Source organism: Bradyrhizobium sp. IC3195 (assembly GCF_020193585.1).
Taxonomy (GTDB): domain Bacteria; phylum Pseudomonadota; class Alphaproteobacteria; order Rhizobiales; family Xanthobacteraceae; genus Bradyrhizobium; species Bradyrhizobium yuanmingense.
The window spans coordinates 46,628-70,782 of the sequence record NZ_JADYVG010000024.1 but is presented as its reverse complement, the minus strand read 5'-3'; the positions used below and the strand labels follow the sequence as shown (position 1 = coordinate 70,782).

Annotated in this window: 24 protein-coding genes; 14 read left to right on the top strand and 10 right to left on the bottom strand. The window is 64.7% G+C overall.

The window, feature by feature from the left end; all coding sequences use genetic code 11:
• Window positions 1–19: 19 nt before the first annotated feature.
• Complete coding sequence (locus tag I6F09_RS31615) at window positions 20–238, top strand: hypothetical protein (protein WP_036028144.1); 219 nt, start codon at window positions 20–22, stop codon at window positions 236–238.
• 15 nt (window positions 239–253) lie between these two features.
• On the opposite strand, the gene tgt is transcribed toward I6F09_RS31615, so the two are convergent.
• Window positions 254–1,399 (bottom strand): tRNA guanosine(34) transglycosylase Tgt, encoded by a 1,146-nt coding sequence (gene tgt, locus I6F09_RS31610; RefSeq protein WP_036028145.1) that lies wholly within the window; start codon window positions 1,397–1,399, stop codon window positions 254–256.
• A 191-nt stretch (window positions 1,400–1,590) separates the two neighbouring features.
• On the opposite strand from tgt, the gene I6F09_RS31605 reads away from it, so the two are divergent.
• The 4 genes from I6F09_RS31605 (at window position 1,591) to I6F09_RS31590 (ending at window position 5,822) form a co-directional block, all read left to right on the top strand.
• A complete protein-coding gene (locus I6F09_RS31605; protein ID WP_225189807.1) occupies window positions 1,591–2,799 on the top strand; it encodes a patatin-like phospholipase family protein in 1,209 nt (402 codons plus the stop codon).
• A gap of 135 nt (window positions 2,800–2,934) precedes the next feature.
• Entirely contained in the window at window positions 2,935–3,681 is a 747-nt protein-coding gene (locus I6F09_RS31600; protein WP_036012628.1) for a TetR/AcrR family transcriptional regulator, read from the top strand.
• Window positions 3,682–3,935: 254 nt separating this feature from the next.
• Window positions 3,936–4,538, top strand: coding sequence for a PepSY domain-containing protein (locus I6F09_RS31595; RefSeq protein ID WP_225112458.1), 603 nt, complete (start codon window positions 3,936–3,938; stop codon window positions 4,536–4,538).
• A gap of 258 nt (window positions 4,539–4,796) precedes the next feature.
• Window positions 4,797–5,822 carry an aspartate-semialdehyde dehydrogenase gene (locus tag I6F09_RS31590; RefSeq protein WP_225189806.1) on the top strand — a complete coding sequence of 342 codons (1,026 nt, stop codon included), beginning with the start codon at window positions 4,797–4,799 and terminating at the stop codon, window positions 5,820–5,822.
• Between the two features lie 121 nt (window positions 5,823–5,943).
• On the opposite strand, the gene queA is transcribed toward I6F09_RS31590, so the two are convergent.
• The 5 genes from queA to coaD form a co-directional block, all read right to left on the bottom strand.
• Entirely contained in the window at window positions 5,944–7,017 is a 1,074-nt protein-coding gene (gene queA / locus I6F09_RS31585; protein WP_225189805.1) for a tRNA preQ1(34) S-adenosylmethionine ribosyltransferase-isomerase QueA, read from the bottom strand.
• A 144-nt stretch (window positions 7,018–7,161) separates the two neighbouring features.
• Window positions 7,162–7,626, bottom strand: a complete 465-nt coding sequence (locus I6F09_RS31580; protein WP_018642141.1) for a peptidylprolyl isomerase — start codon at window positions 7,624–7,626, stop codon at window positions 7,162–7,164.
• Window positions 7,623–8,048 (bottom strand): hypothetical protein, encoded by a 426-nt coding sequence (locus tag I6F09_RS31575; protein WP_036028153.1) that lies wholly within the window; start codon window positions 8,046–8,048, stop codon window positions 7,623–7,625. The genes I6F09_RS31580 and I6F09_RS31575 overlap by 4 nt, the downstream gene beginning before the upstream one ends.
• Before the next feature lie 8 nt (window positions 8,049–8,056).
• A complete protein-coding gene (locus I6F09_RS31570) occupies window positions 8,057–8,620 on the bottom strand; it encodes a peptidylprolyl isomerase (RefSeq protein WP_225189804.1) in 564 nt (187 codons plus the stop codon).
• Between the two features lie 39 nt (window positions 8,621–8,659).
• Window positions 8,660–9,154, bottom strand: a complete 495-nt coding sequence (gene coaD / locus I6F09_RS31565; RefSeq protein ID WP_036028155.1) for a pantetheine-phosphate adenylyltransferase — start codon at window positions 9,152–9,154, stop codon at window positions 8,660–8,662.
• Window positions 9,155–9,422: 268 nt separating this feature from the next.
• On the opposite strand from coaD, the gene I6F09_RS31560 reads away from it, so the two are divergent.
• On the top strand, window positions 9,423–9,680 hold the full coding sequence (locus tag I6F09_RS31560; protein WP_036012649.1) for a hypothetical protein: 258 nt from the start codon (window positions 9,423–9,425) through the stop codon (window positions 9,678–9,680).
• Window positions 9,681–9,860: 180 nt separating this feature from the next.
• On the opposite strand, the gene gyrA is transcribed toward I6F09_RS31560, so the two are convergent.
• On the bottom strand, window positions 9,861–12,593 hold the full coding sequence (gene gyrA, locus I6F09_RS31555) for a DNA gyrase subunit A (protein WP_225189803.1): 2,733 nt from the start codon (window positions 12,591–12,593) through the stop codon (window positions 9,861–9,863).
• Between the two features lie 359 nt (window positions 12,594–12,952).
• Window positions 12,953–13,447 (bottom strand): single-stranded DNA-binding protein, encoded by a 495-nt coding sequence (locus I6F09_RS31550; protein ID WP_025036423.1) that lies wholly within the window; start codon window positions 13,445–13,447, stop codon window positions 12,953–12,955.
• Between the two features lie 437 nt (window positions 13,448–13,884).
• On the opposite strand from I6F09_RS31550, the gene I6F09_RS31545 reads away from it, so the two are divergent.
• From I6F09_RS31545 to I6F09_RS31525, 5 genes are all read left to right on the top strand, one after another.
• Entirely contained in the window at window positions 13,885–14,667 is a 783-nt protein-coding gene (locus I6F09_RS31545) for an outer membrane beta-barrel protein (protein WP_036028162.1), read from the top strand.
• A gap of 239 nt (window positions 14,668–14,906) precedes the next feature.
• A complete protein-coding gene (locus I6F09_RS31540) occupies window positions 14,907–15,596 on the top strand; it encodes an outer membrane protein (RefSeq protein WP_057029259.1) in 690 nt (229 codons plus the stop codon).
• A 232-nt stretch (window positions 15,597–15,828) separates the two neighbouring features.
• The gene (locus I6F09_RS31535) at window positions 15,829–16,584 is read left to right on the top strand and encodes an outer membrane beta-barrel protein (RefSeq protein WP_225189815.1); all 756 of its coding nucleotides are present in this window, start codon (window positions 15,829–15,831) and stop codon (window positions 16,582–16,584) included.
• Window positions 16,585–16,858: 274 nt separating this feature from the next.
• Complete coding sequence (uvrA, locus tag I6F09_RS31530; protein WP_036028164.1) at window positions 16,859–19,840, top strand: excinuclease ABC subunit UvrA; 2,982 nt, start codon at window positions 16,859–16,861, stop codon at window positions 19,838–19,840.
• A gap of 81 nt (window positions 19,841–19,921) precedes the next feature.
• Window positions 19,922–20,491, top strand: a complete 570-nt coding sequence (locus I6F09_RS31525) for a DinB family protein (RefSeq protein ID WP_036028166.1) — start codon at window positions 19,922–19,924, stop codon at window positions 20,489–20,491.
• Window position 20,492: 1 nt separating this feature from the next.
• Here I6F09_RS31525 and I6F09_RS31520 read toward each other — a convergent pair whose 3' ends face one another.
• Complete coding sequence (locus tag I6F09_RS31520; protein WP_225189802.1) at window positions 20,493–21,029, bottom strand: RNA 2'-phosphotransferase; 537 nt, start codon at window positions 21,027–21,029, stop codon at window positions 20,493–20,495.
• Window positions 21,030–21,156: 127 nt separating this feature from the next.
• Here I6F09_RS31520 and I6F09_RS31515 point away from each other — a divergent pair, with 127 nt between their 5' ends.
• Window positions 21,157–21,426 carry a hypothetical protein gene (locus I6F09_RS31515; RefSeq protein ID WP_225189801.1) on the top strand — a complete coding sequence of 90 codons (270 nt, stop codon included), beginning with the start codon at window positions 21,157–21,159 and terminating at the stop codon, window positions 21,424–21,426.
• 162 nt (window positions 21,427–21,588) lie between these two features.
• The gene (locus tag I6F09_RS31510) at window positions 21,589–22,236 is read left to right on the top strand and encodes an HAD-IA family hydrolase (RefSeq protein WP_036012680.1); all 648 of its coding nucleotides are present in this window, start codon (window positions 21,589–21,591) and stop codon (window positions 22,234–22,236) included.
• 53 nt (window positions 22,237–22,289) lie between these two features.
• Here the strand turns inward: I6F09_RS31510 and I6F09_RS31505 are convergent, their stop codons facing one another.
• On the bottom strand, window positions 22,290–22,934 hold the full coding sequence (locus I6F09_RS31505) for a TetR/AcrR family transcriptional regulator (protein WP_036028176.1): 645 nt from the start codon (window positions 22,932–22,934) through the stop codon (window positions 22,290–22,292).
• A 78-nt stretch (window positions 22,935–23,012) separates the two neighbouring features.
• Here I6F09_RS31505 and I6F09_RS31500 point away from each other — a divergent pair, with 78 nt between their 5' ends.
• Window positions 23,013–24,146 carry an acetylhydrolase gene (locus I6F09_RS31500; RefSeq protein WP_225189800.1) on the top strand — a complete coding sequence of 378 codons (1,134 nt, stop codon included), beginning with the start codon at window positions 23,013–23,015 and terminating at the stop codon, window positions 24,144–24,146.
• Window positions 24,147–24,155: the final 9 nt, after the last annotated feature.

Here is a 24,155-nt window from a genome sequence, read left to right as displayed (position 1 = left end):
AAGCAGGGAGGTCACCACGATGTCAGCGGTTGCTGAAGTGATGTCGACCGTAGCGCTAAGGCGTGATCCGCGTTGCAGCGAGTTGCCGACCTGTCCCGTCTGCGCCGACTCCATGGTCGCCGCTGAAGCATCTGCCTACGTCTCGGACCACATCATCAGCTACCTCTGGACTTGCGACAATTGCGGCTACGGCTTCGTGACCAAGCATGCCGTGAAGCGGCGGCTCGTGTGCAACTGAGTTTGGACTGTTGAGCTAGCGCGGGGCGATATCGCCCCTCGCCCAGTCCGCGCGCGTACGCTGATAGAACTCCTCGAAATTTCCTTGCGCGATCGCGTCCCTGATGCCCTGCATCAGGGACTGGTAGTACGCGACATTGATCTCGGACAGCAGCATCGCGCCCAGCGTCTCGCCGGCCTTGACGAGATGATGCAGATAGGCGCGCGCGCAGTTCCGCGTCGACGGCCATGAGCTCTCTTCATCGAGCGGGCGTGGATCGTCGGCATGGCGCGCGTTGCGCAAATTGACCTGGCCGTAGCGCGTGAAGGCGACGCCGTGCCGGCCGTTGCGGGTCGGCATCACGCAGTCGAACATATCGATGCCGCGCTTCACCGCTTCGAGGATATCGTCGGGCGTGCCGACGCCCATCAGATAGCGTGGCCGCTGCTTCGGCAGCAGCGGCGCGGTCTCGTCGATCATCGCCAGCATGACCGCCTGCGGTTCGCCGACGGCGAGCCCGCCGATCGCATAGCCATGGAAGCCGATCCCGACCAGGCCTTGCGCGCTCGCATGGCGCAGCTCGGGCACGTCGCCGCCCTGCACGATGCCGAACAGCATGTAGCCATCCGGGGCGCTCGCGAAGGCGCGCTTGCTTCTCTCCGCCCAGCGCAGCGACAATTGCATCGCGCGCTCGATGTCGGCGCGCTCGGCAGGCAACCGTACGCATTCATCCATCTGCATGGCGATGTCGGAGCCGAGCAAACGCTGCACCTCGATCGACCGCTCCGGCGACAGCTCGACCTTGGCGCCGTCGATGTGCGAGCGGAACGTGACGGCGTGCTCGCTGACCTTGCGCAAATCCGCCAGCGACATCACCTGGAAGCCGCCGGAATCGGTCAACATCGGTCCGTTCCAGCCTGTGAACGTCTGCAGGCCGCCGAGCGCCGCGATCCGCTCGGCGCTTGGACGCAGCATCAGATGGTAGGTGTTGCCGAGCACGATGTCGGCGCCGGCATCGCGCACCTCGCGCCAGTGCATGCCCTTCATGGCACCGGCGGTGCCGACCGGCATGAAGGCCGGGGTCCGCACCACGCCATGCGGGGTGGTCAGGCGCCCGGTGCGCGCGGCCCCGTCGGTGGCGAGCAACTCAAAGTGATTGGGAAGGTCATTGTCGGGATTCATGGCGGTGCTTATTGCGTGTCGGAGCAGGCTGATCAACCCGCCGACCGCGCTCGGGCCGGTTTGTGCATCAGACTGGGACACCGACCCACACAAGGATAGTGTGCCCGCGCCCTTGTCAAACGAAACGATACCGTGTAGTTTTGTGCGCGGGGCTGGACGAGATGCCGCGGCGAATTTGCCGGCGGCGGTAGATGCGTGATCGCCAGCCACCGACAATGCCGTACCCTTCGTGTTCGACCGACCCATCCGTCTCCTCGCGTGACCGGATCAGGCAGACTGGCGTCGGCCTGATCGGATCGGTGGTCCTGATCTGCAGCCTGGCGCTCGGCGCCTGCACCGCCCTGCCCCGCACGCCCTACACGGCCGCTGAAGCCAGCGCCTCGCGCGTGCTGGATATCGACGGCCTCCGGCGCTACGCCGACGAGCCGGTCACCAAGTTCAGCTTCGATAAAGACAACAGCACTGCGACGAGAACCTATCTGGCGCTGTCCGGCGGCGGCGCTGACGGCGCCTATGGCGTCGGCGTGCTCAACGGCTGGACCGCGGCCCGAACCCGCCCCACCTTCTCGGTCGTCTCGGGAGTCAGCACCGGCGGCCTGATCGCGCCGTTCGCGTTTCTCGGACCGCAATATGACGACACGCTGAAGGAGGTCTACACCAGCGGCATCGCGGAGAGCCTCCTGAACGATCCCAGCATCATGCGCGTGCTGTTCGGATCCGGCCTGTTCGGCAACACGCGGCTGCGCGAGCTCGTTGCACGCTATGTCGGGCCCGAGATCATGGCGCAAGTCGCGCGCGAGCACGCCAAGGGCCGCAGGCTGCTCGTGGTGACGACCGACCTCGACACGCAACGCACCGCGATCTGGGACATGGGCAAGATTGCCGCGGTCGGAACGCCCGAGGCACTCAAGCTGTTTCGCGACGTGATGGCGGCCTCCGCCAGCATTCCCCTGGTGTTTCCGCCCATCATGATCGATGCCGAAGGCGGGGGCCGCAAGTTTCAGGAGATGCATGTCGACGGCGGCGTGACCGCGCCGGTGCTGACCTTGCCCGAAGCTCTGCTGTTCCAGAGTGGCCGTCTGCCCGGCAATGCGAAGGTGGACATCTACATCCTCGTCAACAAGAAGATCGAACGCAACTTCGAGCTCGTCTCCAACGGCACCATCGACGTCGCCTCGCGCAGCCTGTCGGCGATCACCCAATCGCAGACGCGCTCGATCATCTTCTCGACCTACGATTTCGCCAAGCGTAACCGGCTGGGCTTCCATCTCTCCTACATCGCGCGCGACTATCCTGCGCCGCCGTCGGAAGGGTTCGACACAACCTATATGCGGGCGCTCTACCAGTACGGATACGAGAAGGCTGCATCCGGCCAGGCCTGGACCTCGACGCTGCCGTGATCCCTCGTGACGGAACGAGGCAATACCGAAACCGTTGACGATATGGCCAATTCGGCCAGATTCGCGATGACGCCTCCGCTCCTGCGCGATATAGAGCGAATGACCGATATCACGACCGCGCAGGAATCATTGGGCATGGGATTGACTGCGACCAGGACAAGACCGGCAGCGCCACGGCGCGAGGTGCCGAAATCGCGTGGTGGCCGGCCGACGAAGACCGCTGCGATCGAGCGCGATCTGCGGCTGATCGAGGTCGCCACCCGCCTGTTCCTTGATCGCGGCTTTGATGCGACCTCGCTCGATGCGGTCGCGGAAGCTGCGCGGGTCAGCAAGCCCACCGTCTATTCCCGCTATGGCGACAAGCGCGGTCTGTTCGCGGCCGTGCTGAGGCGCGAGATCGAGCGCTGGCTTGCGCCGCTGTCGGCGGCGGCGGAGACGCAGCTCTCCAGCGCCTCGAACATCCCGGTCGAGCAGCGGCTGGTCGAGATCGGACGCGAGATGCTGACCTTCACCTGCGGCCCGGATGCCGTCGCCTTTAGCCGCATGATGACGGCACAGGCCATCAACTTCCCCGACGTCGCCAAGCTCGGCAAGGAGGAAGGCTGGCTGAAGGCCGTCGCCACCACGGCGCGCTTCTTCGACCATCTGGTGGCGCAAGGCGCGCTCGATGTCGACGACACCACCATCGCAGCCGAGGTGTTCCTCGACGTCGTCGTCGGCCACACCCATCGTATGGCGACGTTCGGAACGGCGCTGGAGCTGAAGGCTGCCGAGAAGCGCATGCGCGCGGCGATCAAGCTGTTCCTGGCCGGCGCGCTGGGACCTGCCGACCGCGTCCAGGACACCTCGAAACTCGCGCCACGGCGCCGCTCCTCCCGCTGACAATTCCGTGAGCTTGCGTGCTTTCCCCAGGGGGCGACGGTGCGGCGTCATTGACCGAAATAAAACGATACGGTATGGTTTAGTTATAAGGCGATGCGGACCGCTTTTTTCACCAGCCCCAAAGGAGGCCCGTATCACCCAGATCGCCGCGGCGGGTACAGCCCGCCGCGGCGCTCCGCGGCCGGCCGATGCCCAAGGCCGGCCGCGAATTCTTTACGATCATCCGGCACACTCGCTGGCCGAGGGTTTCGAGCATGACGACTGCCCAACGATGGACCTCGCACCTGCTTGCGATCGCATTGCCCGCGTTGCTCATCGCTGCGCCGGCACATGCTGTCGTGACCGCGAGCACGCCGACCGCGCTTCACAGCGACACAGATGGTGATGCCGAAGCGGACCGCCAGGCAGTCAGCCGCGAAATAGAGCGATTCCGCGGCTCCTCGATCACGATCAGCCAGGCCATGGCGATTGCCGAAGCCCGCCATGCCGGCGCCACCACCGCCGATGTGAGCTTCGATGGCGGCTCGGGCGTGCCGGTCTACCGGGTGAAGACACTGCACAACGACCGGATCTGGCGCCACACCATCAATGCTGCGACCGGCGAACTGGTCGGCGGGGAAGCGGCCCTACCCCTCACCGAGCTCGACCGCGAGGACCGCAGCAACCTCGCAGCGCTGGGTGCGATCAGGCACCGCCTCTCCGATGCCGTACGCGTCGCCGAGCGCGCCGCCGCAGGCAAGGCCATCAGCGGCGGGCTGGTCCGCGAGCGCGGCCGGCTGAACTTCTCGATCGTCGTCGTCAGCGGCGACGACCTCAAGGAGGTCACCCTGGAGCCGCCTGGCGCCAAGGGGAAATAGCGGGTGCCAAATAGCGGCAGGCTGCCCCCGGCATCGGCCGGGCCGAAAAGCCATTGACGGCCGCAAGACTCTCCCGCATAAGTCGCCGCCATGTTCACGACTACCAAACGCACGACCAAAACCACCACGGCCGAAGGGGCCCGGGGAGGCGTGCGCGCGTAGGTCGTCGACTTAAACGCATCAGCTCTACGGCAAGCCCCGCCCTCGATGGTCCGGGGCTTTTTTGTTGTCTAAATTCTCAATGCAACGGAGGACAAAGTGAGTAACGATCCCGTCGTCGCGATTGTCGGCGTCACCGGTGCGGTGGGCGCCGAATTCATCGCCACCATGGACAAGCGCGGCTTTCGCGTCGGCAAGCTCAAGGCACTGGCGAGCGCCCGCTCGGCCGGCAAGACGGTGTCGTTCCGCGGGCAGAGCGTGGCCATCGAGGAGTTGACCGAGCGCTCCTTCGACGGCGTCGACATCGCGCTGTTCTCCGCCGGCGGCAGCATCTCCAGGAAGTATGCACCGATCGCGGTGAAGGCCGGCGCCGTCGTGGTCGACAATTCCTCGGCCTTCCGCATGGACGCAAACGTGCCGCTGGTGATCCCCGAGATCAACGCGAGCCGCATCCGCGACCACAAGGGCATCATTGCGAACCCGAACTGCGCCGCGATCACCGCGCTGGTGCCGCTGTGGCCGATCCACCAGCAGAACCGCATCAAGCGCGTGATCATCTCGACCTATCAGGCGGCCAGCGGCGCCGGCGCCGCCGCGATGGAGGAGCTCGTCGAATCCACCCGCGCCAACCTCAACGGGCAGGTCTATACGCCGAAGGTGATGCCACACCCCTACGCCTTCAACCTGTTCAACCACAACACCGCCATCGACCCCGAGACCGGCTACAACGACGAAGAGACCAAGGTCATCAAGGAGACCCGCAAGATCTTCGAGGACGAAAGCATCGCCGTCGGCGTCACCTGCGTGCGCGTGCCGGTGCTGCGCGCCCATTGCGAAGCCATCACCTTCGAATGCGAGAAGCCGATCAGCGAGGACCAGGTCCGTGCCATCATGGCGCGGGCGCCCGGCGTCAAGGTGGTCGACGACCGCGCCAAGAACTACTTCCCGATGCCGATCGACGCCTCGGGCCAGGACGACGTCCTGGTCGGTCGCATCCGCAAGGATCTCAGCGATCCCACCGGCCATTCGATCTCGATGTTCGTGGCGGCCGACCAGCTGCTCAAGGGCGCGGCGCTCAATGCGGTGCAGATCGCCGAGCTGTTACCGCAGAAGGTGATGGCGTAACGGGAGGTGCGTAGGGTGGGTTAGCCTAGCGGATGCGCGAAGCGCGGCCGCTGGGCGTAACCCACCTCTTTCATATCCGCGGAAACAGAAGCGGTGGATTACGCCTGACGGCTAATCCACCCTACCGCTCGGCCCGAAGCAGCAAACACGCATCGCCATACGAATAGAACCGGTATCCGCTCGCGATCGCGTGAGCATAGGCCTGCTTCATCGTCTCCAGCCCCGAAAATGCCGACACCAGCATGAACAGCGTCGACTTCGGCAAATGGAAATTCGTCATCAGAATATCGACTGCGCGGAAGCGATAGCCGGGCGTGATGAAGATCGACGTCTCGGCGGCGAATGGCTGGATTGTGCTGTCCTCGCGCGCTGCGCTTTCGAGCAGCCGCAATGACGTGGTGCCGACGGCAACGATACGGCCGCCGGTCTCCCGCGCGGCGTTGAGCCGCGCCGCCGTTGCGGCCGAGATCGTGCCCCACTCGGCGTGCATCTTGTGGGCTTCGGTGTCGTCGACCTTCACCGGCAGGAACGTCCCTGCCCCGACATGCAGCGTCACGCGGTTGAGGCCGACGCCGCGGTCGCGCAGCGCCTGCTCCAGCGCGGGCGTGAAATGCAGCCCCGCGGTCGGCGCTGCAACTGCGCCTTCATTCGCCGCGAACATGGTCTGGTAGTCAGCGAGGTCCTGATCGTCTGGCGTGCGCTTGGAGGCGATATAGGGCGGCAGCGGCGGGCTGCCGAGATCGGCGATGGCCTGGTCCAGCGCCGGGCCGTGGAACGAGAACGCCAGCGTCACCTCGCCCTCGGTGCCCTTGGCCTCGACCTCGGCGTCGAGATGACCGAGCAGGCAGACCTTGCCTTCGTTGCCGAAGCGGATGCGGTCGCCGGGGGCGAGCTTCTTGGCCGGCTTCACCAGCGCCTGCCAGCGCGAGCCGTCGAGGCGCTTGATCAGCGTCGCCTCGATCTTCGGCTCGGTGTCGCGGCCGATGCGGCGGCCCTTCAATTGCGCCGCAATCACCTTGGTGTCGTTGACGACGAGCTGGTCGCCGGGCCTCAGCCATTGCGGCAGGTCGGAAATGATCTGATCGCGCAGCGCGCCATTCTCGACGACCAGCATCCTCGCGGAATCGCGCGGGCTCGCCGGGCGCAGCGCGATGCGCTCGGGCGGCAGATCGAAATCGAAGAGATCGGTGCGCATGAGCAGGCTTGGCGCGACACAGCCAGACCCTCATGGTGAGGAGGCGCTTAGCGCCGTCTCGAACCATGAAGGCCGGGTTGCAGCAGTGGGGCCTTCATCCTTCGAGACGCGCGTTCCGCGCTCCTCAGGATGAGGATCGAGTGACTATTCCTTGTCTGCGGCCATGCGCGCCTTGACGATCTTGTCGGGGTTCTGCACCGGCTCGCCGCGCTTGATCTTGTCGACGTTCTCCATGCCCTCGGTGACCTTGCCCCACACCGTGTACTGGTTGTCGAGGAAGCGGGCGTCGTCGAAGCAGATGAAGAACTGGCTGTCGCCGGAATCGGGATTGGCGGCGCGGGCCATCGAGGCGGTGCCGCGCACATGCGGCTCCTTGTTGAACTCGGCCTTCAGCTTCTTGCCGGAGCCGCCGGTGCCGGTGCCGTGCGGGCAGCCGGTCTGCGCCATGAAGCCCTCGATCACGCGGTGAAATACGATGCCGTCGTAGAAGCCCTCACGGACCAGCTCCTTGATACGCGCGACATGGCCGGGCGCGAGATCGGGGCGCATCTCGATGGTGACGGGGCCCTGCGTGGTCTCGAGGATCAGGGTGTTTTCGGTGACGCTCATGCTCGTCTCTCTTGCGTTGGGGGTGAAGTCTTGTCGGGTGACGTCTTGCGGCTGCGGAACTGGATCGCGAATGGACGTCCCGCGGCGGCGCCGGCCATTGCATCGGTAAATGGCACCGGCGTGCAGCGTTGCAACGCCTCCATCACCGCGATCCGGTATTGCAGCCGGTCGTTGTCAGAGGCCTCCGCGGATTCATAGGTAATCCTCGGATGGCCCAGAATGTTTCCGGCCCGGTTAAAGCTCACCAGGACGGTGATGTCGAGTGGGCGGGCCCTCGCCGGCGACGGCGGTCTCCAGCAGGTGCGCAGGTGCCGGAAGATGTCCTGGATCGTGTCGACCTGGGCGGCCTCCACGGCCGCACGGGAGGTGGCGAGCAACAGCACCGCGGCAACCAGCAGGAGCCTGCCACCGCGGCGCGCCATGGCCGCGCCTATTTGATGTCTGAGGCGACCTGCACCTTCACCATCTTGTCGGGATCGGTGACGGAGCCGCCGGGCGAGCCGGAGGGCGCCTTCTTCAGCTTGTCGACGACGTCCATGCCCTGCACCACCTCGCCGATCACGGTGTACTGGCCGTCGAGGCTGCCGCCGTCGGCGAACATGATGAAGAACTGCGAGTTGGCGCTGTCGACGCTGTCGCCGCGCCGGGCCATGCCGACGATGCCGCGGGCAAAATGCACCTTGGAGAATTCCTGCTTCAGGTTCGGGTATTTCGAGCCGCCGGTGCCGTTGAATTTCTCGCCGTCGCCGGTCTGCGCCATGAATCCGTCCATGACGCGGTGGAACGGCACGTTGTTGTAGAATCCCTCACGTGCGAGCTGCTTGATGCGCTCGGCATGCTGCGGCGCGATGTCGGTCCTGAGCTTGATGACGATGCGGCCCTTGGTGCTGTCGATGACGATGGCGTTGGCCTTGTCGAGATTTGCCGGCAATTGCTGCGCCACCGCCGGCGCCGCGAACAGAAGCGCGGCAAGAACTGCGAGAATTCGGATCATGACAACTCCGGATCAGAGAGAAGAGGAAGCGCGCCGTTTTCAGGCGAATTTGGCCTTGAGCTGTGCCGCGACCTGCGGCGGGACGAAGGCCGAGACGTCCCCGCCCATGCCGGCGATCTGGCGCACCAAAGTGGCGGTGATCGGGCGGACCATGGGAGAGGCCGGCAGGAAGACCGTATGCACCTCCGGCGCCATGGCCTCGTTCATGCCTGCGAGCTGCATCTCGTAATCGAGGTCGGTGCCGTCGCGCAGGCCCCGGATCATGATGGTCGCGCCGTGCTTGCGCGCCGCGGTCACCGACAGATCGTCGAACGTCGTCGCCTCCAGCACGCAGCCGGCCTGCGCCGCGATCGGACCGCAGACGTCCTCGAGCATCTTGAGGCGCTCCTCGGTCGAGAACAGCGGCTTCTTGCCGGGATGCACCCCGATCGCGACCACGAGCCTGTCGCACAAGGAAACGCTGTGCCGGACCACGTCCAGATGGCCGTTGGTGATGGGGTCGAAGGAACCTGGGTAGAAGGCGATGCGCGGCATGGCCCCGTCCTACCGCGCCCCGCCCGGGCCGGCAAGCCGGGCAGGTTTCCTAGCCCGTTTCCGGTCCAGCCCCTCCGAAAATGTCCCGTTGGGCGTCAGCGGCAGCCGGTTTGTTTCGTCCTCGGGCGGCCACGAAACAAAACGGAGCGCGAACGAAACCATTTCCCACATCGGCGAAGACGTCCGGAAACTGGCCATGGTTACTAATCCGGCCAACGAATGACGGGCCGCGTGCTGGGCGTAGGCGGCCGCATCACAGGGGACTGTCATGATCAAGACCATTTCAGCGATCGCTCTGTCTGCGTGTGTTGCCGCGGCCCTCACCCTCCTGCCCGGCTTTGCCCCGAAGGTCGAAGCCAGCGTGCCGCAGCCGCTGGCCAAGAGCGACCGGCTCGACATCCGCAGCATCGGCCGTGACTGCTCGCAGCAGGCCTGGCCGAACTTCGAAGCGTCCTGCCTGCGTAGCGCCGGCACCAAGGCCAACGTCCGCGAGGCCCGCCTCGTGACCGCCAACCGCACGCCGTAATCGGATCTGTTCAGGTTCGCGTCGGGCGGGTCCCTCAAGACCCCAGGAATTTTTGTGACGTCTCGTCGCAGACTACGCGACGCTCGCGCCCGTCGGAATGGCCCGATGGGCGCGATCTCGTTCAGGGGGCACTATCGGCTGCGAGGAACGGCGGGTGGATGAGTCCCGATTCGCCAGCCTCTATTCCCCGTTCGCTCCATTCCCGTTCTCGGCCTCTTCCGTGATGTGCTCGACTGACACCACGTGCTCGTCCTCGGCGGTGTCGAACACGATCACGCCTTGCGTCGAGCGGCCGGCGATGCGGATGCCTTCGACCGGGCAGCGGATCAGCTGGCCCTTGTCGGTGACCAGCATGATTTGATCCGCCTCCTCCACGGGGAACGAGGCGACGAGATTGCCGTTGCGGTGGTTGACGCTCATAGCGACGATGCCTTTGCCGCCGCGGCCGGTGGTGCGGTACTCGTAGGACGAGGTCCGCTTGCCGTAGCCGTTGACGGAGACGGTCAGCACGACTTGCTCCTGCGCCGACATCTCGACATAGCGCTCCTGCGGGAGCTGGAAGCTGCCCGAGGTCTCCTCGGCCTCGGCATCGGCCGGCGCCTCGTCTGCGGCGGCTTCGCCCGCGACCGCGCGGCGCATCTTCAAATAGGCCGAGCGCTCGTCCGAGGTGGTGTCGACGTGGCGCAGGATCGCCAGCGAAATCACCTTGTCGCCTTCGCCGAGCGCAATGCCGCGCACGCCCATCGAGGTGCGCCCGGTGAATACGCGCACATCGGTGACGGGGAAGCGGATGCACTGGCCGCCCGCAGCGGTCAGCAGCACGTCGTCGCGCTCGGTGCAGATCTGCACGTCGACGATCGCCTCGTTGTCGTCGAGCTTCATGGCGATGATGCCGGAGCGGCGGACGTCGACGAAGTCGGACAGCTTGTTGCGCCGGACGTTGCCGCCCGTGGTCGCGAACATCACGTCGAGCTGGCCCCAGGTCGATTCATCCTCCGGCAGCGGCATGATGGTGGTGATGCGCTCGCCCTGCTCCAGCGGCAGGATGTTGATCATGGCCTTGCCGCGCGCGTTCGGCGCGGCCATCGGCAGCCGCCAGACCTTTTCCTTGTAGACCTGGCCGCGCGAGGAGAAGAACAGCACCGGAGTATGGGTCGAGGCGACGAAGAGCCGGCTGACGAAATCCTCGTCGCGGGTCTGCATGCCGGAGCGGCCCTTGCCGCCGCGGCGCTGCGCCCGGTAGGCCGACAGCGGCACGCGCTTGACGTAGCCGGCGTGCGAGACCGTGACGACCATGTCCTCGCGCTGGATCAGGTCCTCGTCCTCGACCTCGCCCTCCTGCTCCATGATCACGGTGCGGCGCGGCGTTGCGAACTCGGCCTTTACCTCGGCAAGCTCGGTCTTGATGATGTCCAGGATGCGCGCGCGTGAGCGCAGGATGTCGAGATAATCGCTGATCTCGCCGGCGAGCTTGGACAGCTCCTCGCCGATCTCGTCGCGGCCGAGCGCGGTGAGGCGTGCCAGGCGCAGCTCCAGGATCGCCCTCGCCTGCTCCAGCGAGAGGCGGATCGTCCCGTCTTCGTTGATGCGGTGACGGGGATCGTCGATCAGCGTGATGATGTCCTCGACGTCGCGCGCGGCCCAGTCGCGGGTCATCAGGGTCTCGCGGGCGGCGGCCGGCGTCGGCGAGTGCCGGATCACCTTGATGATCTCGTCGATATTGGCGACCGCGATGGCGAGGCCGACCTGCTCGTGCGCGCGCTCGCGCGCCTTGCGCAGCTTGTATTTGGTCCGGCGGGTCACGACCTGCTCGCGGAAGCCGACGAAGATCGTCAGCATGTCCTTCAGGTTCATGGTCTGCGGACGGCCGGAATCGAGCGCGACGGCGTTGACGCCGAAGCTCGTTTGCAGCGGCGTGAACTTGTAGAGCTGGTTCAGTACCACGTCGGGCACGGCATCGCGCTTGAGCTCGACGACGACGCGGTAGCCGTCGCGGTCGGACTCGTCGCGCAGGTCGGAGATGCCTTCGATCTTCTTTTCCTTGTAGAGCTCGGCGATGCGCTCGACCATCGTCGCCTTGTTCACCTGATACGGGATCTCGGTGATGACGATCGCCTCGCGTTCTTTCCGGAGCGTCTCGAAGGTGACCTTGCCGCGCATCACGATGGAGCCGCGGCCGAGATGATAGGCGCTGCGGATGCCCTGGCGTCCGAGAATGATGCCGCCGGTCGGGAAATCAGGCCCCGGGATGATGGCGTTGAGCTCGTCGATCGTCAGCGCCGGATTGTCGATCAGCGCGACGCAGGCGTCGATCACCTCGCCGAGATTGTGCGGCGGGATGTTGGTGGCCATGCCGACCGCGATGCCACCGGCGCCGTTGACCAGGAGGTTCGGGAACCGGGCGGGCAGCACCACCGGCTCCCTTTCGGAGCCGTCGTAATTGTCCTGGAAGTCGACCGTATCGTCGTCGATGTCCTCGAGCAGCTTCAGCGCGATCTTGGTCAGGCGCGACTCGGTGTAGCGCATCGCCGCCGGGGGATCGCCGTCGACCGAGCCGAAATTGCCCTGCCCGTCGATCAAGGGCGCGCGCATCGAGAAGTCCTGCGCCATGCGCACCAAGGCGTCGTAGATCGCCTGGTCGCCATGCGGGTGGTACTTACCCATGACCTCGCCGACGGCACCGGCGGACTTCTTGTGCTTCTTATCCGGGGTATCGCCGCGATTGTTCATCGCGAACAGGATGCGGCGATGGACCGGCTTCAACCCGTCGCGGGCATCGGGCAGCGCACGCGCCACGATCACGCTCATGGCGTAATCGAGGTAGGACTTCTTCATCTCCTCGTAGATCGAAACGGGGCGAATGTCCGAGGGGTGCGCCGGCTGGTCGCCGGGCTTGTTATCGTCGTCAGCCAAGGGGGAATCCGGTGAGGGTTTGTCTGGGAATCATATAGCGCATCCGGGGTCGGATAACCACCCTGACCGCCCTCGGAAAGTCCTTTTTCCGCTTATTCTTCCAATAACTTACGGCTTCGGAACAGCGCCCTGCACGCCCTCGGAATCGGTCCTTCATGAACGCCCGCAACGCCGGCCTGAACACGCGTCAAGGGGCCTCCGGTCAGCCCGTTTTGCCCGGCTTGATACGAATCTCACCCCACACATGAAGCGGGCCCGGAAAATCCGAGCCTGTTCAGTCAATTAGGAATGTCTCCTGACGGGGAGGCGCAAGCGGCGCCAAGGTTGCCGCCGCATCTCCGTCGAGTAATCCCGCCCTCTCAGAACGGGATATCGTCGTCCATGTCGCTGTTGCGGCCGCCGCCGGCGGCAACGGGACGGCGCGGCGCGCTGCTGACGGGTCCGGAGGAGCCGAAGTCGCCGCCCGGCTCGTCGCCGAAGCTGCCACCTCCGCCGCCGCCACCGCGGCCGTCCAGCATCGTCAGCGTTGAGTTGAAGCCCTGCAGCACGACCTCGGTCGAGTATTTCTCGACGCCGCTCTGGTCGGTGTACTTGCGGGTCTGGAGCGCGCCTTCGATGTAAACCTTTGCGCCCTTCTTCAGATACTGTTCGACGATCTTGCAAAGCGGCTCAGAGAAGATCACGACGCGATGCCACTCGGTCTTCTCCTTGCGCTCGCCGGTGTTCTTGTCGCGCCAGGTCTCCGAGGTCGCGATGCTCAAATTCGCGATCGGCCGCCCGTCCTGGGTGCGGCGGATTTCGGGATCCTTGCCGAGATTTCCAACCAGAATGACCTTGTTGACGCTTCCCGCCATCGCCGCTCTCCACTCCGAATGCCACTGAATTTCAAAAGGGCGAATCCGCTGCCCGCGTTCCTCTGCGCCCGCTAGGGCGACCCTATACGCTTGCGGGCACCGATCAGCCTGCCACCCCCAAGGTTATCCCCACATATAGCATCGCGCGCACGTTTGTTCCAGATTTGTTCTTCATCATGGGCGGGCAGACATTTTCCCGCGTGCCGCGAAAAACGCCAGCCCCGAATGGAACCTTTTCGAGTTCCCTTGAATAGGAAAAAACTCTTAACATTCATCAAGATGGAACCTGTCAATAGTCCGGCGAGTGTGGCTTTCCGGAGACGGACTCTGCCCTTTCCTTAGGCTACCTTTGCCTTGGAATTGATTCATATGGGTGTCGCGTCTGATCAGCCGCTTCGGGGACTTTCATGAAGCGGACGAAACTTGGGGAGACTGCAATGAATAAGATTCTTTTCGGCGTAATCAGTGCAATGGCATTGGGGCTGTCGGCTCCGGCAAGCGCGGCGGATATGGCTGCGCGTCCCTACACCAAGGCTCCGGCCCCGGCGGTCGCCGCGGTTTACGACTGGAGCGGCTTCTACATCGGCGTCAACGGCGGCGGCGGCACGAGCCGCAAGTGCTGGGACTTCGTGACCCCGGTCACGGGCGTTCTGGTGGCTGAAGGCTGTCACGATGCGACCGGCGGCACGGTCGGTGGTCAGATCGGCTACCGCTGGCAGTCGGCCAATTGGGTGTTCGGCCTCGAGGGCCAGGGCAACTGGGCTGACTTCTCGGGGGACAACGTCAGCCTCCTCTTCCCTGGAAGCGCTTTGGTCACCGGTGATCGTAACCGCTCTCACATCGATGCTTTTGGCCTGATCACGGGCCAGGTCGGTTATGCCTGGAACAACGTGCTGCTCTATGTGAAGGGCGGCGCCGCCGTAGTCGGGGACAAGTACGACGTCTATGCCGCGCCTGGCACGCCTGGCGCCGGCACGCTGCTGGCGTCGGCTCGCGAGACCCGCTGGGGCGGCACCGTTGGCGCCGGCCTGGAATTCGGATTTGCTCCGAACTGGACACTCGGCGTCGAGTACAACCACATCTTCCTCGGCGACCGTACGATCGCCTTCACGACGCCTGCGGGCGTTGCCTTCGGGAGCGATCGCATCAGTCAGGACGTCGACATGGGTCTAGTCCGCCTGAATTATCGCTTCGGCGGCCCGTTGGTCGCGAGGTACTGATATCCCTCTCATTTCGCGAGCAAATGGAAGGGCCGGCCCTGCGCCGGCCCTTCTTTTTTTCGGCACATGCCTGGACGTAAATAAGTCAGTAACCATCACCTTTTGGACTGTTGTGGCTTTTCGGAGACACAACTTGCGGCTTTGGTGGTGTAAAGACGGCGTCAGTTGGGCCGTTTGAGTCCGCTGCCCTTCCGCCACGGAAGGCAACAACAGAAACTGGGACTGGGATTAAGTTGAAAATGAAGAAGGTTTTGTTGGCTTCGGCCTGTGTATTCGCTCTCGCGGCCCCCGCTTCGGCTGCTGATCTGGCAGCCCGCCCCTACACCAAGGCGCCTGCGCCTGTTGCCTCGGTCTACAACTGGACCGGCTTCTACCTCGGTATCGTCGGCGGCGGCGCATGGGAAGCCTCTTCGGGCGACCCGAAGATGCAGGGTGGCTTCGTCGGCGGCACTGCCGGCTACAATTGGCAGACCGGCAACGTCGTGTTCGGCATTGAGGCTGACGGCGCGTGGGCTGATGTCAGCGCTTCAGCCACTGGCGCCGTTTTCGTTCCTGGCGTCGGCGTGGTTGCGGCGACGGCAAGCTCGAAGACCGACGCGATGGGCACCGTGCGTGGCCGCATCGGCTGGGCCGTCAACAACGTGCTGCTCTACGGCACCGGTGGTTACGCTTGGATCGACAACAAGCTCAGCTTCACCGCGCTGGGCGCGACCATCTCCGAGAGCAAGTTCCACTCGGGATGGACCGTCGGTGCTGGCGTCGAGGCGTTCTTCGCTCCGAACTGGTCGGTCAAGGGCGAGTACCTCTATCGCAGCCTCGGCGGCGAGACCTACTTCTCGGGCGCCGTGCCCACCGGCACGCTCAACTTCCACACCGTGCAGGTCGGCGTGAACTATCACTTCGGCGGCCCGGTCGTCGCCAAGTACTGATCTAAAGTACTGATAGCGCGACGTCACATCGTCACGAAAGGCCGGCCTCGCGCCGGCCTTTTTGTTTGTTGCGGCCGCCCGTTCGCTCGCGCTTTTCGAAGGGGTGTGGCCGCTGGGTGACACAACCTCTGGCTTCAATGGTGTAAAAGCAATGACGTTGCTTGAGTCATAAGGTCCGCTGCTCTTCCGCTCTCCGGAAGACCGGAATGAGAAATGGAAGTGGGGAATGGATATGAAGAAGCTTTTGCTGGCTTCGGCCAGCTTGTTCGCACTCAGCGCGTTGGCACCGGCCTCGGCGGCCGATTTGGCAGCCCGCCCCTACACCAAGGCTCCGGTGGCACCGATCGCGGTGTACAACTGGAGCGGTTTCTACCTCGGCGCCAACGCCGGCGGTGGCTGGAGCCGCAACTGTTGGGATCTCACCAGTGTCGGCCCCTTCGTGGTCGCTCCGGCGGTGGCCGAAGGTTGTCACAATGCGACCGGCGCACTCGTCGGCGGCCAGATCGGTTATCGCTGGCAGTCCGCCAACTGGGTATTCGGTCTCGAAGCCCAGGGCGACTGGGCTGACCTGAAGGGTTCGAACATCAGCTCGCCTGCCGCGCTCGCGCCGCTGGTGAACGAGACCAGGATCGACGCCATTGGCCTCTTCACTGGCCAGGTCGGTTATGCCTGGAACAACGTGCTTTGGTACGTGAAGGGCGGCGCTGCCGTCACTCACAACAAGTACACTGGCAGTTTTGGCGGCATTACGCTCGACACCGCGAACGAAACGCGCTGGGGCGGTACCGTCGGGACCGGCATAGAATTCGGCTTCGCCCCGAACTGGTCGGTCGCTGTCGAATACAACCACCTGTTCATGGGCAGGCACAACGAGACCTTCACCTTCCTCGGCGTGACCACTCGCACCGACAGCATCAAGCAGGACGTGGACATGGCTACCGTTCGACTCAACTACACCTTCGGTGGCCCGGTGGTCGCGAAGTACTGATCACGATCGACGTCACATCGTCACGAAAGGCCGGCCTCGCGCCGGCCTTTTTGTTTTGGCTGGGTGCTCCGGGAGCGGTTCCGCGCGTTCCTGCTGCCAGATCCCGCCAGCACGCCAACAATCCGTTGACGATTCGCAAGTCCCACTGGAAATCCGCCGCCGTTCTTCCTACGTTCGCTGCCATACCCATCGGCGCCGATCCCGGTTCCGGGCGCAGCGCGCCTTTTTTGTTGGCGCGATCGCGCACCTTTGGGCTTCCTTGAGGGCAACTCGGATGGATGAAGTGATCAAGGCGAAGCGCCAACAACAGAACGCGGGCTCCAGCCTGCGCGCAATTACGATCCGCGGCGCGCGCGAGCACAACCTCAAGAATATCGACGTCGAGATTCCCCGCGACAAGCTGGTGGTGTTCACCGGGCTATCCGGCTCCGGCAAATCCTCGCTCGCCTTCGACACCATCTATGCCGAGGGCCAGCGCCGCTACGTCGAATCGCTGTCGGCCTATGCCCGCCAGTTCCTGGAGATGATGCAGAAGCCCGACGTCGACCAGATCGACGGCCTGTCGCCGGCGATCTCGATCGAGCAGAAGACGACGTCGAAGAACCCGCGCTCGACCGTCGGCACCGTCACCGAGATCTACGACTACATGCGCCTGCTCTGGGCCCGCGTCGGCGTGCCCTATTCGCCGGCCACGGGCCTGCCGATCGAGAGCCAGACCGTCTCGCAGATGGTCGACCGCGTGCTGGCGCTGCCCGAGGGCACCCGCCTCTATCTGCTCGCCCCCGTCGTGCGAGGCCGCAAGGGCGAGTACAGGAAGGAGCTCGCCGAATGGCTCAAGAAGGGCTTTCAGCGCGTCAAGATCGACGGTACCTTCCATGAGCTGGCGGAAGCCCCTAGCCTCGACAAGAAATTCCCGCACGACATCGACGTGGTGGTCGATCGCATCGTGGTGCGTGCCGATATCGGCCAGCGCCTCGCCGAGAGCTTTGAGACCGCGCTGAAGCTCGCCGAAGGCCTTGCCGTCGTCGAGTTCGCCGATGCGCCCGCGGCGGCTGCGCCTGCGGAGGAAAAGAAGAAGACCGCGAAAATCCACGACAAGAGCGGGCCCGAGCGCATCCTGTTCTCGGAAAAGTTCGCCTGCCCGGTCTCCGGCTTCACCATCCCCGAGATCGAGCCGCGCCTGTTCTCCTTCAACAATCCCTACGGCGCCTGCCCCGCCTGCGGCGGCCTCGGCGTCGAGCAGCATGTCGACGAAGACCTCGTCATCCCCGAGAAGGATCTGACGCTGCGCAAGGGCGCGATCGCGCCCTGGGCCAAGTCGTCGTCGCCCTATTACGTGCAGACGCTGACCGCGCTCGGCAAGCATTACAAGTTCACGCTCGACACCAAGTGGAAGGATCTGCCGAAGAAGACGCAAAACGCGATTCTCTACGGCTCGGGCGAGGACGAGATCAAGTTCTCCTACGAGGACGGGGTGCGCTCCTACGACACCAAGAAGCCGTTCGAAGGCGTCATCACCAACATCAACCGCCGCTACCGCGAGACCGAGAGCGAGTGGGCCCGCGAGGAGCTGGCGAAATATTTCCACGACGTCCCCTGCGAGGGCTGCAAGGGCTTTCGGCTCAAGCCCGAGGCGCTCTGCGTCAAGGTCGGCGGCAAGCATATCGGCGAAATCTCGGAGCTGTCCGTGAAGGGCGCCGGCGCATGGTTCGAGACCGTGCCGGAGGCGCTGAACGCGCAGCAGAACGAGATCGCGGGCCGCATCCTGAAGGAGATCCGCGAGCGCCTCACCTTCCTGCTCGACGTCGGCCTCAATTATCTGACGCTGTCCCGCTCCTCCGGCACGCTGTCCGGCGGCGAGAGCCAGCGCATCCGCCTCGCCTCGCAGATCGGCTCGGGGCTCACAGGCGTGCTCTACGTGCTGGACGAGCCTTCGATCGGCCTGCACCAGCGCGACAACGCCCGCCTGCTCGATACGCTGAAGCGGCTGCGCGACCTCGGCAACACCGTGGTCGTGGTCGAGCATGATGAGGACGCCATCCGCCTTGCGGACTATGTGCTCGACATCGGCCCCGGCGCCGGCATGCATGGCGGCAACATCGTCGCCGAAGGCACGCCCGCCGAGATCATGCGCAACCCGAAATCGCTGACCGGCAAGTACCTCACCGGCGAGCTCGAGGTCGAGGTGCCGGAGCGGCGTCCGCCGAATCACCGCCGCACCATCAAGGTGGTGAATGCGCGAGGCAATAACCTCAAGAACGTCACGGCGGAAATTCCGCTCGGCCTGTTTACCTGCGTCACCGGCGTCTCCGGCGGCGGCAAGTCGACGCTGCTGATCGATACGCTCTACCGCGCCATCGCCCGCAAGCTGAACAACGCCAGCGAGGGCGCCGCCCCGCACGACCGCATCGAGGGCCTCGAGCACATCGACAAGATCATCGACATCGACCAGTCGCCGATCGGCCGTACGCCGCGTTCGAATCCGGCGACCTATACCGGCGCGTTCACGCCGATCCGCGAATGGTTCGCCGGCCTGCCGGAAGCGAAAGCACGTGGCTACGAGCCCGGCCGCTTCTCCTTCAACGTCAAGGGCGGCCGCTGCGAGGCCTGCCAGGGCGACGGCGTCATCAAGATCGAGATGCACTTCCTGCCCGACGTCTACGTCACCTGCGACGTCTGCAAGGGCAAGCGCTACAACCGCGAGACGCTGGAGGTGCTGTTCAAGGGCAAGAGCATCGCCGACGTGCTCGACATGACTGTCGAGGAAGCTGCCGAGTTCTTCAAGGCGGTGCCGCGCGTGCGCGAGACTTTTCAGACATTGCACCGCGTCGGCCTCGACTACATCCATGTCGGCCAGCAAGCGACGACGCTCTCGGGCGGCGAAGCCCAGCGCGTCAAGCTGGCAAAGGAATTGTCAAAGCGCGCGACCGGCCGCACGCTCTACATCCTGGACGAGCCCACCACCGGCCTGCACTTCCACGACGTCAAGAAGCTCCTGGAGGTCCTGCACGAGCTGGTCGCGCAGGGCAACACGGTCGTCGTCATTGAGCACAATCTCGAAGTCATCAAGACCGCCGACTGGGTCATCGATCTCGGCCCCGAAGGCGGCGACGGCGGCGGCGAGATCGTGGCGTGGGGACCTCCGGAAGACATTGCGAAGGCGCCGCGAAGCTATACGGGCAAATTTTTGGCTCCCGTGCTGGAGAAGGCGCGGAAGCCGAAGCGGAGGCGAACCGCGAGCGAGGCGGCGGAGTAGATTGCGCTGCATCGAAGCCACGGGGCTGAGGGCGGATTAGCGGAGCGTAATCCGCCGCTATTCGATCGGGAAAGAACCGACATGTCCGCTGGACTCGTCCAAACCTACCGCGCCTTCGCCCACAACAACGCTTGGGCGAACCATCGCCTGCTCGCCGCCTGCGCTGCGCTATCCCAGTCTGAATTCGAAGCCCACCGCACCGGCTTCTTTCCAAGCCTGCAGCGTACGCTGAACCACATCTACATCATCGACTTCTTCTACATCGATGCGCTTGAAGGGGGCTGGCTCGGACCGGCAGCCTGGAAGAACGAGGTGCCGTACCCCTCGTTAGCCGAGCTCAAAGCTGCTCAGGCCGCAATGGACAACCGCCTGATTGCGATCTGCGATGCGCTGACAACTGAACGGCTCGACGCCTTCGTCCGGATCAACCGCGATACGAGCGTTCAAACCGAGCGCTGCGACCGGCTGCTCATGCATCTCTTCCAGCATCAAATTCATCATCGCGGACAGGCGCATGCCATGCTGTGCGAAACGGATGTCGCGCCCCCGCAGCTCGACGAGTTCTTCGCGGAAGGCGAAGCGCCGCTGCGAGCCGCCGAATTCGCCGAACTCGGCTGGACCGAGGAGACCGTTTGGAAATCCAGGACGTAAGCTACGCCAGGAACTCCGGCGGCACATGGTCGGTCAGCCACACACCGTTCTCTGCGCGAAAAAACTTGAATCCCTTGGCATGCATGCTGCCGGCATCGACCTTGAAGATGTGCGGCTTGCCGTGGCGCTGACCGACACGCTGCGCAGTTGCCTCGTCGGAGGACAGATGCACCTGCTGGCGCGCCTGCGGCTTCAGGCCCTCGGACAGGATCGCCTCGACAAACCGTGTCGCCGTGCCATGATACAGGATCGACGGCGGCTCCTGCGGCGCCAAGCCAAGTTCAACCGAGACGGAATGTCCTTGCGCGGCGCGAATGCGATCAGTTCCAGGGGATAGCGAGAAACGCTTCTTGTCGCTCTCTGCGCCGACGCGCAGCAGATCGTCGCGGCCAAACTTTGTGCCGGCGGCATTTGCCTTGGCGATCAGGTCGTCGATGCTGGCCCACCCGTGCGAATCCAGCACCAACCCGATCGTTTCCGGCTGGTGGCGCAGGACCAGGCTCAGAAATTTGCTGAGCTGGGTGTCATTGATCGGCATGGTTACCCTTCCAGTCCCGCATCACTACACTCAAGTGGTTGGCAAGGCCAGATGATCGATCTGGAGGGAGCAATGAGCCAGTCGAACCTATACGCTATTTCGGAACGCGATCCTCGCCGAGCAACAGGTGCCTTGCGTCTACGAGGGTCGCCGTCGCGAGCTCTGTCCGCATATCATCGGCACCGACAAGTCCGGTGACGAAGCCGTGCTGGCCTGGCAGTTTGCAGGCGAAAGCAGCAGGCGCTGCCGCAATGGGCGCTGCCTGAAGCTGGCCAATGTCAGTGGTGCCCGGGCGCGGGATGGCCGCTGGCATGAAGGCGGCTCGCATAGGAGCACCCAGACCTGCGTGACGAATATCGATCTCGACATCAATGTCGATGTTCGTAAGTTGCGGTGAGGGAGCTACAGGGGTCGAGATCGGAATCGAACCTCGTCGATCACGACGTAACGGCCGATCGCAGGGTTGATTTCGATCCGCTCGTGTCGCATGGCTGTCCTCGAACTCCACGAATATTAGCACGCGACCTCACGCTTGTCAGCGAGCTCAAAATCCGGCCTCATGCCCTATTCCCTCGCCATATTCGACCTCGACGGTACCCTCGCCGACAGCTTCCCGTGGTTCCTGCGCACCATCAACGACGTCGCGGACCGCTTCGGCTTTCGCCGCGTAAAGGACGAGGATGTCGAGGAGCTGCGCCACGCCTCGTCGCGCGAGATCCTCGCCAAGCTCGAAGTGCCCATGTGGAAGCTGCCGGCGATCGCGCGGCATGCGCGGCGGCTGAAGGCGGAGGCGGCTTCCGAGATTTCGCTGTTCGCAGACGTCGAGACGATGCTGCGAACGCTGGCCGAGAACGGCGTGCAGCTGGCGCTGGTGACGTCCGACAGCGAGGCCAATGCGCGCGAGAAGCTCGGGGACGCCGCAGCGCTGTTCTCGCATTTCGACTGCGCAGCGTCGCTGTTCGGCAAGGCCGCGAAATTCCGCCGGGTCATCCGCCGCGCCGGCGTCGCGCCTAGCAGGGTGATCTCGATCGGCGACGAGGTCCGCGACATCGACGCGGCGCGGGCGGTCGGGATCGCCTGCGGCGCGGTGTGCTGGGGCTATGCGGCACCGGCGGCGCTAACGGCGCTTCGGCCCGACCATGTGTTCGAGCACATCCGTGACATCGCGCCGGCGCTGATCGGCGTCACAGCTCCGATGCGGGCTTAACACCACCGCGCGGCCGTATTGCTTTTCCATCGAGAGCCCGGGCCGGCCCTCACTCACTCGCCGGATCGACCGGCAGCCTTGCGCGAGGCTCCCGCTCCGATCTCCCGGTTCAGGCACGCAAAAGCCTCTTTCACGTAGACGGCCAAGGGCCGCTTGCCCTGGTCGCGATTCCAACTGTCCATGGCAAGCCGCAAGGCTCCGACCGACATCATGGCGACCACGCGCAGCGCAGCCTGCCGATGCGGCTGCGGCCACATCTGGGACAGCGCCGCGAACACGGCAGCTTCCTTCTCGACGTATTTCGCCTGCTGCCGGATGCGAAGCGACTCGTTCGCGGACATCAGGCGCTCGATCACTTTTGTTTGCTTGTAATCGACCGGGAAGCGGGCTGTCAGCTCCAGCAGGCCGTTCCTTGCGGCATCGAGCGGCGACTGCTTGGTCGTTTGCTCGAGCACGGCGGCACGCAAGGTCTCGCTGAAACCACCATCCTGCCACGCCAGGAGGATCTCTTCCTTGGACTTGAAGTAGTAGAAGAACGTCCGCCGCGAGATCCCCGCCGCCTCCGCGATCGCGTCGAGCGTGGTGGCATCATAGCCCCTGGTCAGAAACAGTTTAAGGCCCTGCTCGGCGATACGATGCAGCGTTTCGCGCCGCTTCCGCTCGCGCAGGCCTTCCTCCTTCCGGGATGAACTTTTCATGACCTGTTTTGCCATGAAATCGACCAGTTTGCAAAATTACACTAAGTGCAATACGTCGATTACACTCGGTGCGACTTCATGCAAGGTGCCTTCATGGTGAACGGGTTGAGCGACACTTCCTCTCGGCATGTGCGATCCGCGCACGCGAATGGCGCGGACGGTGCGAGCGGAGCGACAAGCCTGACCCGACGGCGGTTCGGTGCCGCGCTGCTGGCGGTCGCCGTCACGGCCACGCTCGCCGCGCCTCCAGCCCGGGCGCAGTCCGCGCCCCCCGCGGTCGTCGACTTCGACTGGGTCGATCCGGCGCGTTCGCGGCCCGTTCCGGCGCGCCTGCACTGGCCGGCGGATGTTGCGCCGGGATCGCGCGTGCCGCTCATCGTGTTCTCCCATGGGCTCGGCGGCTCTCGCCGGGGCTACAGCTATCTGGGGCGATATTGGTCGGCCCGCGGCGTCGCCAGCCTGCATGTTCAGCATGCCGGCAGCGATTCCTCGCTCTGGGCGGGCAATCCCCTCGCCGTCGTGGACCGCCTGCAGCGTGCCGCTCGCGAGAGCGAGGCGCTGGCGCGAGCCCTGGATCTGCGCTTTGCCCTGGATCGCATGCTGTCGAGTCCCCATGGTGCCCACGTAGACCGCCGGCGCATCATGGCGGCGGGGCATTCCTATGGGGCGAACACGGCGCTTGTTGCGGTTGGCGCCCGCGTGATGCGCGACGGCAAGTGGGTCGAGGCGCGCGACCCGCGCTTTGCCGCCGCCATCGTCATTTCGGCCCCTCCATTCTATGGCGAACCCGATCTTGCCTCGGTGTTGAGCAGGATCACCGTTCCAACCCTGCACGTGACGGCGACGAAGGACGTCATCCAGATCCCCGGATATTACTCACCCGCTGCCGACCGGCTGGAGGTCTTCAACGCCATTGCCACACCGCGCAAGCTGCTTGCCGTGTTCGAAGGCGGCTCGCACAGCATCTTCACCGATCGCTCGTTCACCGGTGGTCCGGCGCTCAACCCGAAGGTGAAGCTCGCGACGGCCGAGCTCACCCTGGCCTTTCTCGACCTGGTTTTCGATGGCAACGGTGCCACGCTGGCGCGCTGGAACGTGACCTGGCAGCCCATGCTCGCCTCGGCGCCGGGCGCCGCACCTTCTCCCCTGCCCGTCGCGCAGTCCCGGCGCGTGGCCCAGGGAGTGGCGACCGGTCTCGTTCCCTCGCCATGAGGTGGCTCG

Excerpts from the sequence above, each read along its gene's own strand:
- I6F09_RS31615 (WP_036028144.1), top strand. The coding sequence starts at position 20 with ATGTCAGCGGTTGCTGAAGTGATGTCGACCGTAGCGCTAAGGCGTGAT.
- I6F09_RS31580 (WP_018642141.1), bottom strand. The coding sequence starts at position 7,626 with ATGAGCGTCACCGAAAACACCCTGATCCTCGAGACCACGCAGGGCCCC.
- I6F09_RS31600 (WP_036012628.1), top strand. The coding sequence starts at position 2,935 with ATGGGATTGACTGCGACCAGGACAAGACCGGCAGCGCCACGGCGCGAG.
- I6F09_RS31545 (WP_036028162.1), top strand. The coding sequence starts at position 13,885 with ATGAATAAGATTCTTTTCGGCGTAATCAGTGCAATGGCATTGGGGCTG.
- I6F09_RS31505 (WP_036028176.1), bottom strand. The coding sequence starts at position 22,934 with ATGAAAAGTTCATCCCGGAAGGAGGAAGGCCTGCGCGAGCGGAAGCGG.
- tgt (WP_036028145.1), bottom strand. The coding sequence starts at position 1,399 with ATGAATCCCGACAATGACCTTCCCAATCACTTTGAGTTGCTCGCCACC.
- I6F09_RS31570 (WP_225189804.1), bottom strand. The coding sequence starts at position 8,620 with ATGATCCGAATTCTCGCAGTTCTTGCCGCGCTTCTGTTCGCGGCGCCG.
- I6F09_RS31500 (WP_225189800.1), top strand. The coding sequence starts at position 23,013 with ATGCAAGGTGCCTTCATGGTGAACGGGTTGAGCGACACTTCCTCTCGG.
- queA (WP_225189805.1), bottom strand. The coding sequence starts at position 7,017 with ATGCGCACCGATCTCTTCGATTTCGATCTGCCGCCCGAGCGCATCGCG.
- I6F09_RS31575 (WP_036028153.1), bottom strand. The coding sequence starts at position 8,048 with ATGGCGCGCCGCGGTGGCAGGCTCCTGCTGGTTGCCGCGGTGCTGTTG.
- I6F09_RS31525 (WP_036028166.1), top strand. The coding sequence starts at position 19,922 with ATGTCCGCTGGACTCGTCCAAACCTACCGCGCCTTCGCCCACAACAAC.
- I6F09_RS31535 (WP_225189815.1), top strand. The coding sequence starts at position 15,829 with ATGAAGAAGCTTTTGCTGGCTTCGGCCAGCTTGTTCGCACTCAGCGCG.
- I6F09_RS31605 (WP_225189807.1), top strand. The coding sequence starts at position 1,591 with ATGCGTGATCGCCAGCCACCGACAATGCCGTACCCTTCGTGTTCGACC.
- uvrA (WP_036028164.1), top strand. The coding sequence starts at position 16,859 with ATGGATGAAGTGATCAAGGCGAAGCGCCAACAACAGAACGCGGGCTCC.
- I6F09_RS31520 (WP_225189802.1), bottom strand. The coding sequence starts at position 21,029 with ATGCCGATCAATGACACCCAGCTCAGCAAATTTCTGAGCCTGGTCCTG.
- I6F09_RS31510 (WP_036012680.1), top strand. The coding sequence starts at position 21,589 with ATGCCCTATTCCCTCGCCATATTCGACCTCGACGGTACCCTCGCCGAC.
- I6F09_RS31560 (WP_036012649.1), top strand. The coding sequence starts at position 9,423 with ATGATCAAGACCATTTCAGCGATCGCTCTGTCTGCGTGTGTTGCCGCG.
- coaD (WP_036028155.1), bottom strand. The coding sequence starts at position 9,154 with ATGCCGCGCATCGCCTTCTACCCAGGTTCCTTCGACCCCATCACCAAC.
- I6F09_RS31595 (WP_225112458.1), top strand. The coding sequence starts at position 3,936 with ATGACGACTGCCCAACGATGGACCTCGCACCTGCTTGCGATCGCATTG.
- I6F09_RS31540 (WP_057029259.1), top strand. The coding sequence starts at position 14,907 with ATGAAGAAGGTTTTGTTGGCTTCGGCCTGTGTATTCGCTCTCGCGGCC.
- I6F09_RS31550 (WP_025036423.1), bottom strand. The coding sequence starts at position 13,447 with ATGGCGGGAAGCGTCAACAAGGTCATTCTGGTTGGAAATCTCGGCAAG.